This is a genomic window from Desulfobaculum xiamenense, from assembly GCF_011927665.1.
Lineage (GTDB): Bacteria > Desulfobacterota > Desulfovibrionia > Desulfovibrionales > Desulfovibrionaceae > Desulfobaculum > Desulfobaculum xiamenense.
This window is the reverse complement of sequence record NZ_JAATJA010000001.1, coordinates 1,179,638-1,192,056: the sequence shown is the minus strand read 5'-3', so window position 1 is coordinate 1,192,056 and position 12,419 is coordinate 1,179,638. Positions and strand designations below refer to the sequence as shown.

Annotated in this window: 9 protein-coding genes; 7 read left to right on the top strand and 2 right to left on the bottom strand. The window is 64.5% G+C overall.

All coding sequences use genetic code 11. The annotated features are described in order from the left end of the window. The first annotated feature begins 1 nt into the window (after window position 1). The 7 genes from GGQ74_RS05425 (at window position 2) to GGQ74_RS05395 (ending at window position 7,973) form a co-directional block, all read left to right on the top strand. Window positions 2–1,237 carry a glycosyltransferase gene (locus GGQ74_RS05425; RefSeq protein WP_167940491.1) on the top strand — a complete coding sequence of 412 codons (1,236 nt, stop codon included), beginning with the start codon at window positions 2–4 and terminating at the stop codon, window positions 1,235–1,237. 114 nt (window positions 1,238–1,351) lie between these two features. Next, the gene (locus GGQ74_RS05420; protein ID WP_342448579.1) at window positions 1,352–2,293 is read left to right on the top strand and encodes a 4Fe-4S dicluster domain-containing protein; all 942 of its coding nucleotides are present in this window, start codon (window positions 1,352–1,354) and stop codon (window positions 2,291–2,293) included. Further along, a complete protein-coding gene (locus GGQ74_RS05415) occupies window positions 2,290–2,769 on the top strand; it encodes a FeS-binding protein (RefSeq protein WP_245168127.1) in 480 nt (159 codons plus the stop codon). Before GGQ74_RS05420 ends, GGQ74_RS05415 begins: the two co-directional genes overlap by 4 nt. Window positions 2,770–2,929: 160 nt before the next feature. Next, a complete protein-coding gene (locus tag GGQ74_RS05410; RefSeq protein WP_167940489.1) occupies window positions 2,930–3,352 on the top strand; it encodes an RrF2 family transcriptional regulator in 423 nt (140 codons plus the stop codon). 108 nt (window positions 3,353–3,460) lie between these two features. Beyond that, entirely contained in the window at window positions 3,461–5,116 is a 1,656-nt protein-coding gene (locus GGQ74_RS05405; RefSeq protein ID WP_167940488.1) for a tetrathionate reductase family octaheme c-type cytochrome, read from the top strand. Between the two features lie 4 nt (window positions 5,117–5,120). After that, the gene (locus tag GGQ74_RS05400; protein ID WP_167940487.1) at window positions 5,121–5,771 is read left to right on the top strand and encodes a cytochrome b/b6 domain-containing protein; all 651 of its coding nucleotides are present in this window, start codon (window positions 5,121–5,123) and stop codon (window positions 5,769–5,771) included. Window positions 5,772–6,254: 483 nt separating this feature from the next. Next, window positions 6,255–7,973 carry a DEAD/DEAH box helicase gene (locus GGQ74_RS05395; RefSeq protein ID WP_167940486.1) on the top strand — a complete coding sequence of 573 codons (1,719 nt, stop codon included), beginning with the start codon at window positions 6,255–6,257 and terminating at the stop codon, window positions 7,971–7,973. Window positions 7,974–8,057: 84 nt separating this feature from the next. On the opposite strand, the gene GGQ74_RS05390 is transcribed toward GGQ74_RS05395, so the two are convergent. Together GGQ74_RS05390 and GGQ74_RS05385 are read right to left on the bottom strand one after the other, a co-directional pair. Then, a complete protein-coding gene (locus tag GGQ74_RS05390) occupies window positions 8,058–11,192 on the bottom strand; it encodes an efflux RND transporter permease subunit (protein WP_167940485.1) in 3,135 nt (1,044 codons plus the stop codon). Further along, complete coding sequence (locus GGQ74_RS05385; protein ID WP_167940484.1) at window positions 11,189–12,229, bottom strand: efflux RND transporter periplasmic adaptor subunit; 1,041 nt, start codon at window positions 12,227–12,229, stop codon at window positions 11,189–11,191. Before GGQ74_RS05385 ends, GGQ74_RS05390 begins: the two co-directional genes overlap by 4 nt. Window positions 12,230–12,419: the final 190 nt, after the last annotated feature.

Genomic DNA, 12,419 nt, shown 5'->3' with positions numbered 1-12,419 from the left:
CATGCGCGTGTTGCTCATCCATCCGAATTTCCCGGCCCAGTTGCGGCACGTGGCGCGGGCGTTGGGTGCCGGGAAGGACAACGTGGTGGTGTTCGCCACGCGCAATCCGCGCCACGAGTGGGCCATCCCCGGTGTGAGTAAGGCCCTCTACGTGACGGATGACGGGGAGTTCAAGGTCCATCGCCTCGCCGAACCCGTGCAGGACGCCGTGTTGCAGGGCGAGGCCATGTACCGCCTTGGGCATCGGCTGCGGTCCGCCGGGTTCACGCCGGATGTCATCTATGCCAATTCGGGCTGGGGCAGTACGCTCTACCTCAAGGACGTCTGGCCCGATGTGCCGCTCATGTGCTACTTCGAGTGGTTCTACGATCCGCAGGGCAGCGATGCGCTCTACGACGTTCCGCCCGTCGCGGGGGACGCCGCGCCGCCGCCCAAGCTCCTGCGCACACGCAACGCCGCCATCTTCAACGACCTGTGGAACTGCGAGCAGGGGCTCTCGCCCACCCACTGGCAGAAGTCCCAGTTTCCGGCGGAATATCAGGGGAAGATTGCCGTGCTGCACGACGGCGTGGATACGACGTTCTTTTCCCCGGTGGAGGGCGCGCGCATGCGTCTGCCGAAGCTCGATCTCTCCGGCGTGGACGAGATCGTGACCTTCGCCGGGCGCGGCATGGAACCCTACCGGGGATTCCCGCAGTTCATGGTTGCTATCGAGAAGGTGCTGCGCGAGCGGCCGCAGGCCCACGCCGTCATCGTCGGCGCGGATCGCGTCTGTTACGGGTCGCCACACCCGAGCGGGCGCGGGTACAAGGACATCATGCTGGAGCGGCTCGATCTGCCCATGGAGCGGGTCCACTTCACGGGGGCGCTGCCCTACGGGGCCTACCGCGACATGCTGCGGGCCTCGTCGGTGCATGTGTACCTGACGCGGCCCTTCGTGCTGTCGTGGTCGTCCATCGAGTCCATGGCCTGTGGGTGTTGCATTGTGGGTTCGGACACCGAACCCGTGCGCGAGGCCATGACCAACGGCCATAGCGCGCTACTTGTGGATTTCCGCGACCCGTCGGCCATTGCCGAGGGCATCGTGCGCGTGCTCGAAGACCGCGAATTGGCGGCCCGCCTGCGCAAGGGCGCGCGAGAGGTGGCTCTTGAGCGCTACAGCCTTGAGCGGCTTCTGCCGCGCCATCTGGAGCTTATCGCCAATACCGCCCGCCGCGGCCCCGTGGTCGGGCGCTAGTCCATTCCCGCCAGCATTCGTCCGATTCCCTCGTGGGCTTGCCTTTGGTGACGCTCCCTGCAACAATTGGGTTCGATCGAAAACCGCCCGTTGGGGCAAGAGGTTGAACACAAGGTGAACAGACGAGATTTTCTGAAGAGCATTGGCGCGGGCGGCCTTGCCCTGACGCTGCCTGAAACGGCGCAGGCCGGGCAGCGGGGCGAGGAGCTTGCCACCCTCCTCGACATATCCAAGTGCATCGGTTGCGGGGCCTGCGTCGAGGCCTGCCGCGAGTCAAACGCGCACAAGTTCCCGGAGCCGACGAAACCCTTTCCGCGCATGTACCCCGAGCGGGTCAAGGCCGAGGACTGGTCCGAGCGGCGCGACGTGGATGACCGACTGACGCCCTACAACTGGCTGTTCATCCAGACCGCCACAGTGGAGCGTGGCGGCGAGTCCGTCGAACTCAACATCCCTCGGCGCTGCCTGCACTGTGTGAATCCGCCCTGCGCCAATCTGTGCCCGTGGGGAGCCGCCGCCAAGGAGTCCAACGGCATCGTGCGCATCAACGCGGACATCTGCCTCGGCGGAGCCAAGTGCCGCACCGTGTGCCCGTGGTCCATTCCCCAGCGGCAGACCGGGGTGGGGCTGTATCTCGACCTGCTGCCCTCCCTTGCCGGAAACGGCGTGATGTACAAGTGCGACCGCTGTCACGATCGCATTGCGCAGGGCGAGCTTCCGGCCTGCATCGAGGCCTGCCCGCAGGACGTGCAGCAGATCGGCCCGCGTTCGGTCATGCTGGAGCGTGCGCATGCGTTGGCCGAGGAGATGGGCGGATTCGTGTACGGCGAACGCGAGAACGGGGGCACCAATACTTTCTACGTGTTTCCAGTGCCCTTTGAGGAACTGAACGCCGCGCTCGACAAGGGGCCGGGACGCCCGCATCTGGCGGAGGTGGAGGACGTGATGGGGAACGACGAGCACCTCGCCCGCGCGGTGCTGGCCGCCCCGGTGGTTGGCGTTGCGGCGGGCGTGTTGACCTTCGTTAGCGCCATGCGCAAGGGGGGGCGGAGATGACCGCTAGATCGTGCCCCAAGGACGGATGCGGCTGGATGAGGTGGCTGTACCTCTTGGCGTGCTGGACGCTGGCCGTGAGCGGCATGGCCCAGATGCCGATCTTCAAGCGCTACTACATCGCGGATATTCCGGGCTTCGGCTGGACGGCGGATTTTGTGTTCACCCATGCCATGCACTATGCGGCGGCAGCCGTGTTCCTCGCGCTGGCCTTCCATTTCGCTACGCGTTTCGCGCTGGAGCGCGGTTGGCGGCTCACGGTGACGGGGTGGCTGCGCACGGCGAGCATTGCGCTACTCATCGGCACGGGCGTGGTGCGCGTGCTCAAGAATATGCCGGACGTGTCATTTTCGCCGATGACTGTTATGCTGATCGATTGGGGGCATCTGGCGGCGGCGGTGCTTCTGGGCGTGTTCGCGCTAGTGGCGCTCGTCGGCGGGCGGATAGCGTATCGTGCGGATGGTGAGCGAAATTTCTGAAATCCGTTAGAAATCGTAGGTGGATGCAATTCCTACTGCATTTGGGGAAAATGGTTGGAAAAATTCGGCTAAAGATGTACGTTCCCGGCAAGCAAAAGGGTGTCCGCTTGCGGACAGTCCTGTGAACCAAAGACCGATTTCTCTGCCGGGGGGCGTAGGCATGAAACTTTCCACTCGTAGCCGCTATGGAACCAGAATGTTGATTGATATCGCGCGCAATGGCAACGGCCAGCCCGTATCCGTGAGCGACATCTCCAGACGGCTTGGCGTTTCGGTCAAGTATCTGGAACAGCTCATTCGGCCGCTCAAGCGGGGTGGGTATCTCGATAGCGTGCGCGGACCCAAGGGCGGGCACATGCTCACCCGCGCGCCCGAGGAAATCACCGTGGGCGAGGTGGTCCGGCTGCTTGAAGGCGGTATCAATCTGACCGACTGCGTGGGCGATTCCGGGAAATGCAAGCGCGCCGCCACATGCAATGTGCGCGCGGTGTGGATCGAGGCGACCAACGCCATGAATTCCATCCTCGACTCCATCACGCTCTCGCAGATCAGCCACGAGGAAGACGGCACCTGCTGCCAGTAGCGGGCGGGATGCGCGTTCGCCTCGTCTGTCTCGATCAATTCTTCGGCGGGCCGGAAAACGGTTCCGTGCCCGCCGGAGTATCGGGAGATGTACAACAGGGGGTGACGCATGCATTCGTCCGTTTTGTCGCGTCGGATTGCGCTTTGGGCAGTCGCGTGGCTGACGCTGGCGGTGGCGCTGCCTGCGCTGGCCGTCGAGGAGGAGGCCCGGCCCGCGCCGGGACGCGCACTCGCCCGGCAGGCCACGCGGGAGCACACACTGTGGATCACGTCGGACCACTCCAAGCACGAGGTGCTCAAGCAGGCCTTCCAGACCCCGGAGGAGGTCACGGCCGCCTGCCTGACCTGCCACACCGAAGCCGCCGCACAGTTCCACAAGACCATCCACTGGACGTGGCTCGATCCGCTGGAGGACCCCGCCCTGAAGATCGGAAAGGGCGGCCTCGTCATCAACAATTTCTGAATGAACATTCAGAGCAACGAGGCTCGTTGCACATCATGCCACGCCGGGTACGGATGGAAGGACAAGTCCTTCGATTTCTCGAACCCCGTCAAGGTTGATTGTCTCGTCTGTCACGAGCAGACGGGAACCTACCGGAAATTTCCCACCATGGCGGGCTATCCCGTCAAGGAACCCACGAAGTTCGGCGGAAACGACATGTTCTATCCGCCGGATTACAATGCCGTCGCGCAGAGCGTGGGGCGTCCCTCGCGGCGCAACTGCGGCACCTGCCACTTCTACGGTGGCGGCGGCGACGGCGTGAAGCATGGCGATCTGGATTCCTCGCTGTTCACGCCGACGAAGAAGCTCGACGTGCATATGGGCGTGGACGGGCAGAATTTCACCTGCTCACGCTGCCACACCACGGCGCTTCACGACATAGCCGGTCGCATCTACAGCAACCCCGCCGCCACGGAGCGCAAGAGCCTGCTTGAGGACGACCTGCTGCCCAAGATCATGTGCGAGTCCTGCCATGGCGCAACTCCGCACCGGGCCGGGCACAAGGCTAACGACCACACGGACCGCGTGGCCTGTCAGGCCTGCCATATCCCCGAGTTCGCCCGCGAGAATCCCACCAAGATGTACTGGGATTGGTCCACGGCCGGGAAGAAGAAGGACGGCAAGCCCTACGCGGAGAAGGGACCTCTTGGCCTGCCGAGCTACGACAGCAAGAAGGGCAGTTTCCGCTGGGAGACCAACGTTCGCCCCGAATACTACTGGTACAACGGCGTGATCGAGTCTGTCCGCGCCTCGGACACCATCGACCCCTCCGGTGTGGTGCGGCTGTCGTGGCCCGAGGGCGAGTATGGCGATCCGCGTTCGCGCATCATGCCCTTCAAGGTCCATCGCGGAAAGACGCCCTACGACAAGGGGCGAAATACGATGGTCATCGCCCACCTGTTTGGTAAGGACGACGCCGCCTACTGGAAGACCTACGACTGGGCCGCCGCCATCCGCTCCGGCATGGCGTATGCGGGATTGGAGTATTCCGGCGAGTACGGTTTCGTGGAAACCGAGTGGGTGTTTCCGACCACGCACATGGTGGCACCGAAGGCAGACGCTCTGCGTTGCGGGCAGTGCCATTCGCGCAATGGACGGCTGGCGAATCTCGCCGGGTTCTACATGCCCGGACGTGACGGCAATCGGGCGCTGGACATGGCGGGCTGGGGCCTTGTGGCCGTCTGCCTGATCGGCGTGGGCATCCATGGCGCGATACGCATGGTCACCCGCCGCAGATGGTCCAACGAGCAGGCAAAGGAGTAGCGCCATGAAAGCCATGGAGAAGATGTATCTCTATACGCGGTTCGAGCGCTTCTGGCACTGGGCGCAGGCGGCGCTGATCTCGGTCCTCGCGCTTACGGGCTTCGAGCTGCACGGCTCCTTCACCTTGTTTGGCTTCGAGCGCGCCCACGACATTCATGAGTTTTGCGCGTGGAGTTGGGTGGTGCTGTGGGCCTTCATCGTGTTCTGGATCATTACCACAGGAGAATGGCGGCAGTACGTGCCCACCACGCGCAAGGTCATCGAGGTGGCACGCTATTACGCAATCGGCATCTTCCGGGGCGAGGCGCATCCCGTGCCCAAGACCACCCGCGCCAAGCACAATCCCTTGCAGCGGCTGACCTATCTGTCTCTTGCCGCGCTGCTTCTGCCGGTGCAGATGGGGTCTGGCCTGCTCTACATGTTCTTCAACGACTGGCCCGCGCTTGGGCTGACCGGAGTTCTGAGCCTCGACGGGTTGGCCTTCGTGCATACGGCGCTGGCCTTCGCGCTCGTGGCTTTCATCGTCATTCATGTCTACATGACGACCACCGGCCATAGCGTCTGGGCGCACATTACGGCCATGTTCACCGGCTGGGAGGAAGTGGAGGACGCCGACGCCGTGCAGGAATGGGAACGCAAGACGGAACGTTTCTGATGATGCGTGCGCCTGTGCGAGCAGTGCGGGCGAATCTTCCGGGCCGTGGCTGCGGTGCGAATGTCGTGGCCACGGCCGTCACGTTGTAGTGCCGGTTTCGAATGATCGCCGAACGCGGGAACGGATTGGCGTGGGGCCATCTTTTTTGAAAAGAAAATGGAAACGTCAATGACGGCGGACGCAATTGATAACTTTTTCTTCCACGCCGCCGCAGGGATGCAGAACTGCACCTCGGCGTAAAATGCGTGGATTGTCAGGCTTGGCGGCCCGTTGCGGGAAAATGCGCGCCATGTCTTGGTGGATGCCGTGTCGGCATGGATTTTGGACGGAGCTTGCCGCTGGCGAAAAATTGGTGTAGGGAATGCATCCCTCGCCGCAGAACGCCATCGCTAGCGGGCCACACCGGCCGTCGCTCAGACCGAATTCCCATCCAATGGACGCGCGTCCTGCTCGAGTCTCATTTCCCTAAAAAGGTAAGGTATTATGGAGTGCTTCAAGGCCCTTGGCCTTTCGGATGGTATTTGCGACGCTCTGGCGCGCAAAGGTTTCAGTGAGCCGACCCCCATTCAGGCGGCGGTGATTCCCAGATTGCTCGGCGGCGAGCGCGACATCGTCGGTCAGGCTGCGACCGGCACCGGCAAGACCGCGGCGTTCGGTCTGCCCATTCTCGAGAAGATTGCTGGCGGCAGCGGGCATGTGCAGGCTCTTGTTCTGGCCCCCACCCGCGAGCTGGCCATTCAGGTGGCAGAGGAACTCGAATCCCTCAAGGGCGCCCAGCGCCTGAACGTGCTGCCCATCTACGGCGGACAGGCTTTCGGCCCCCAGTTCCGGGGTCTGCGGCAGGGCGCCGACATCGTCGTCGGAACCCCCGGCCGCGTGCTCGATCACATCGAGCGCGGTAGCCTCGATCTGTCCCAGATTTCCTTCCTGGTCCTCGACGAGGCCGATGAGATGCTCAACATGGGCTTCATCGAAGACATCGAGGCCGTCATGGCGGCTGCGTCCCCCGAGCGACGCACGCTGCTCTTCTCCGCGACCATGCCGCAGGACATCCTGCGCATTGCCAAGCGCTACATGGGCGACTTCGAGCATGTGAGCGTGGCCCGCGAAAAGAGCGAGGAGCCGCTGACCGAGCAGGTCTTCCACGAAGTGGCCGAAAGTGACCGCTTCGAGGCCCTGTGCCGCGTGATCGACGCGAGTGAGAACTTCTACGGTCTCGTCTTCTGCCGCACCCGTGCCGACGTGGATCACGTGGCCGTGCGTCTGCAGGAGCGCGGATACGCCGCCGAAGGTCTGCATGGCGATGCCTCGCAGGCCCAGCGCGAGAAGGTCCTCGGCTCGTTCCGCCGCAAGCTCGTCACCGTGCTCGTGGCCACCGACGTGGCCGCCCGCGGCATCGACGTGCAGGAGCTGACCCATGTGGTCAACTTCGCCCTCCCGCAGGACCCCGAGACCTATGTCCACCGCATTGGCCGTACCGGCCGCGCCGGTTGCACCGGCCGCGCGGTGACCATCATCACGCCCAACGAATTCCGCAAGCTCACCTACATCGTGCGCAATGCCTCCGGCCGCATCGAGAAGGAAAAGCTGCCTTGCGTGGAAGAAGTCATCACCGCCCGCAAGACCCGCCTGCGCGAAGGCCTGAATGCCGCGCTGGAGCAGGGTGGCCTTGAGCCGTTCGAAGCCTTCGCTCGCGAGCTGATGGCCGAGAACAGCCCCGAGGAAGCCCTGGCCGCAGTGCTCAAGATGGCCTACCGGGACGATCTCGATCCCTCCCGCTACCGCACCATCGACGATGCGCCGCAGCGCGGCTTCAGCGCCGGCAACGGCCGCACCGAGATGTTCTTTGCGGCCGGTCGTGCGGATGGCGTGTCCCCGCGCGATCTGGTGGACCGCGTGGCCCGCGAGTCGCACATCAATCCTCGCCTCATTCAGGGCGTGAAGATTCTGGCTCGCCATTCCATCTTCACCGTTCCGGACAGCGAGGCCGAGCTGATCGAGCGGACCTTCCGTAAGCTGTCCGCCGGTGCTCCGCCGCTGGTGCGCCGTTCGCGCCAGAATGGCGGCAGCAAGCCCCGCAACTTCTCCTCCCGTGGCGGTTTCGGCAATCGTCGTGGCGAGGGTGCGTCCCGCCCCGAGGGCGGCAGGCGCTACTCCGACCGTGGCGAATCCCGCGGCCGGTCCTACGAGCAGCGTGGCTAGTCCGCACCGCTTCTGATGCCAAATGAAAGGGCGCTCCCCATGGGGAGCGCCCTTTTTTCATGTCGAGAGTGCGCGGGGTGCGGGTCAGTCCGCGGCCGCTGCCGCGCGGCGCTCTGCGCGGCGGAGCGCGCGGGTGTGGGCGTCCTCCACGAGGGAGCACAGCACCGGCACGACCACCAGAGTGAGCAGCGTGGCGAAGAGCAGGCCGAAGATGACGGCCACGGCCATCGGTCCCCACCACTGCGCGGATTCGCTGCCGACCTCCCAGCGGAAGTTTAGGAAGTCGAAGCTCACGCCCGTGGCCATGGGGATGAGACCGAGAATGGTGGTGATGGCCGTGAGCAGCACCGGGCGGAAGCGTGTGCGCCCCGTCTCCATGAGTGCCTCGCGCGCGGCCATACCCCGGGCCTTGAGTTGCTGGAAGTAGTCGATGAGCACGATGGCGTTGTTGACCACCACGCCCGCCAGCGAAATCACGCCGACGCCGGTCATGATCACGCCGAATGGCATGCGAGTGACCAGAAGCCCCACGAAGACGCCGACGAGGGACAGCACCACCGAGGTCAGGATGACCAGCGGCATGGCCAGCGAGTCGAACTGCGTGACCAGTACGAGGAAGATGATGAACAGCGCGGCTACAAAGGCCTTGCCCAGAAAGGCCGAAGCCTTGGCCTGCTCTTCCTGCTCGCCGGTGAAGGCGTGGCTGTAGCCGCGCGGCCACTGGTAGTCCTTCAGCCGGGCGGAGATGTCGGCGATGATGTCGTTGGCCAGCCGTCCTGAGACGTCGGCGGAGATGGTCACCACGCGTTGCTGGTCGATGTGCTGTATGCCGCCGAGACCGCTGGCGAGGCGCACGCTGGCCACGCTGGTCAGCGGGATGGGCTTGCCGTCCGGGCCGGACACGGTGAGGCGGCGGATGCTCTCCACGCTGGTGCGATCCTTTTCTGGGAGCTTGGCAACGATGTCGTATTCGTCCTTGCCCTCGCGGTAGCTGCCGGCTTTCACGCCGCCGATGGCCGCCTTGACGGTATTGGCGATGACGGCGGTGGAAAGGCCCATGATGGCGGCCTTTTCCTTGTCCACGTCCACGCGGATCTCCGGCTTGCCCTCCACGAAGTTGTCCTTCAGGTCCACCAGACCCGGAACGGTGCGGATGCGCTCGCGGATGTCGGTCACGATGCGGCCCAGCTCGTGGATGTCGCGGCCCGTGATTTCGAGGTTGATGGGCGCTCCGGTGGGCGGGCCGTCCTGCTCCTTTTCCGCCCGGATTTCCGCGCCGGTGATGGCGGCGAGGAGCTTGCCGCGCACTTCGTCCACAATGCCCGCCGAGGTGCGCGAGCGTTCGTGGAAGTCCTTGAATTCCATGGTTACCGTGCTGACGTGCGTGCCCGAGCCATCGGACGAGAACGGATCGCCGCCCTCGGAGCCGACCTGCTCGATGGTGTGGACCACGTCCGGATAGGCGGAGACGACCTGCTCCACCTGCGTGACGATGGCGTCCGAGGCGTCGAGGTTGGTCCCCACCGGGGCCTTGATGTTGACGAAGGCGCGTCTGGGGTCCGCGTCCGGGAAGAACTCGACGCCCTTGCCGAACATGCCGAAGGCCATGGCCGAGGTGACGAGTGAGGCCAGTGCCACACCGAGGACGACGAGGCGATGGTCGAGGCTCCAGTCCAGTAGCCGTGCGTAGGTGTTCTGCACGTGGTCCAGTGCCCGCTGGGCCATGGGGCGGCGCTTGCCGTTCTCCTTGCGGATGGTCTGGAAGCGGGCCGAGAGCACGGGGTTGATCACCAGCGCCACGAACAGCGAGCCGGACAGGGCCATGATGACCGTCAGCGGCAGGTAGCTCATGAATTCGCCCATGATGCCGGGCCAGAAGAGCATGGGTGCGAATGCGCCGACGGTGGTCAGCGTGGAGGCGATGACCGGCCACGCCACCTCGTCGGTGGCGGCCAGCGCGGCCTGTTGCCGAGTCGAGCCGTTCTGCATGTGGCGGTAGATGTTCTCCACGACGACGATGCCGTTGTCCACCAGCATGCCGAGCGCGAGGATGAGCGAGAAGAGCACCACCATGTTGAGCGTGACGCCCGAGGCCTGAAGCAGGATGAAGGTGATGAGCATGGACAGCGGAATGGCCAGCGAGACGAACAGCGCCGAGCGGCCGCCGATGAATACGAACACCACCGCCAGCACGAGTACGAGGCCGGAGATGATGTTGTTCTGGAGGTCCGCCACCATGAGCCGGATGTCCTTGGACTGGTCGGAGGTGATGTCGATGCGCAGGGCGGGCGGCATTTCCGTTTCCATCTCGCGCACGATGCGCTTCACCTCGTCGGCGATGTCGATGATGTTTTCGCCGCTACGTTTCTTGATGGCGATGGTCACGCTCTTTTCGCCGTCGAAGCGGCTACGTGAGAGCGGATCGCGCGAGGCATCGGCGATGACGGCGACGTCGCGCAGGTACACGGGCTTGCCCCCGCGCACGAAGGCCACCACGGAATCGATCTCCGATGGGTGGTGGAAGTCTTCCGGCACGCGCACGAGGTACTTGGACGTGCCGATGTCCATGGAGCCGCCGGGGACGTTGACGTTGGCGCTTTCCACCGAGGTCACCAGTTCCGAGAACGGCATGCGGTAGAAGGCCACGCGGTCCAGATCGAAAAGCACGTGGATTTCGCGCTCCAGTCCGCCGATGAGTTCGGCGTCCAGCACGCCGGGGATGGACTCGAAGCGGTCCTCCATGTCGTCGGCGAAGCTCTTGAGGCGCTTGAGCGAGAACGGCCCGGAGAGCACCACGTTGATGATGGGCATGTCCGAGAAGTTCATCTCGATGATGACGGGATCGTCCGGCAGGTCGGGCGGCAGGTCCGGCTTGGCCTGATCGACCTTGTCGCGCACCTTCTGGAGTGCGTCGTCGATGTCCACGCGGGGCAGGAACTTGATGGAGATGACGGACGAGCCATCGACCGACGTGGACTTGATCTCCTCCACATCCTTGAGGCCGCGTAGCTTGCGCTCGATGGGGATGGTGATCAGCTTCTCCATGTCCTCCGGCGCAACGCCCTCGTACTCCGTGGAGACGAAGATGTAGGGGATGGTGATGTCCGGATTGGATTCCAGCGGCAGGGCCTCGTAGGCCGAAAGCCCCGCCGTGACGATGAACGCCAGCAGCACCAGCACGGTGGACTGTCGCTTGAGTGCGGAACGGTTGACGATCATTGCACGTTCACCCGCGTTCCTTCTTCGACCATGGCCTGACCGCTGACGATGAGTCTGTCGCCCGCGTCAAGGCCTTCGAGAATCTGGACCGTTCCGCCGTCGAGCACGCCGGGGGTGATGATGCGGGCGTGCGCCACGCCGTCCTTCTCGACGTAGAGGATGCGCTCGCCGTTGCGGTCCAGAAGCACGGAGAGCGGCGCGGTGATGGCGTCTGGAATCTCGCGGCGGACCATGGAGACGCGGGCCATCATGCCGGGGCGGATGGCGGCGTCGGCATTGGCCACCACCACGCGCACGCGGAAGGTGCGGGTGTCGGCGTCGGCCTTGCTGGCGATGAAGTCGATGCGGCCGTCCCACGTGCGGTCCGGCCATGCGTCCACGCGCACGCGGGCGCTGTCGCCGCTGTGCAGGAAGCGCACGTCCAGTTCCGGCACGTCCACGATGATGCGGATGACGGAGACGTCCACGATGTCGGCCACGGGTTCGCCCTCGTTGACGTATTCGCCCGCATCCACGTGCAGCTCGTCGATGACGCCGGAAATGGGCGCGGAGACTTCTCCCTTGGCGTATTCGGCCTCGGCCTCGCGCAGGGTGGCGCGGGCGAGGGTCAGTTCGGTCTGGGCGTTGTCGAGTTCCTCGCGGGCGAGGACCTTGCTCTCGAAGAGTTCCCGCCGCCGTTCGGCCTTGGCGGTGGCGAGGCGCAGGTCCGCACGGGCGCGGTCACGCGCGGCGGCAAGTGTTGTCGCGTCGATGCGGGCCAGCGGCTGGCCCTTGGTCACGGCGTCGCCGCGTTCCACGCCCATCCATTCCACCGCGCCCGCCCGCTCGGCGGCCACGCGTACGTCGGCCACGGGTTCCGTCTGGCCGGGCAGGGTCAGGATGTCGAGGAGCGGTTGCGGCTCCACGGTGATCACTCGGACGTTGACCGCCTGCGGGGTCTCGGGCGTGTCGGTGGGCTGTTCGTTGCCGTTGTCGCCGCATGCGACGAGGGAGAGAAGCGCCATGCAGAGAAGCGCGTATGTCGTCAGTCTGTTCATGAAGGGATTGTCCTCGAAGCGTCGATGCCGCAGCGCGCGTGGGGCACGGCATGCGGCTGTTGGTCTTGATTTCGGTATTCGTCGGCTGCGTCATCCGTTCTCGTGCTGGTGGTGACGAAAAAAAATGACGCCGTGGAATCGTTGCACGAACATGGTGGGCGAAGTCAATGACCGTTTTTGCTTTTTCTAC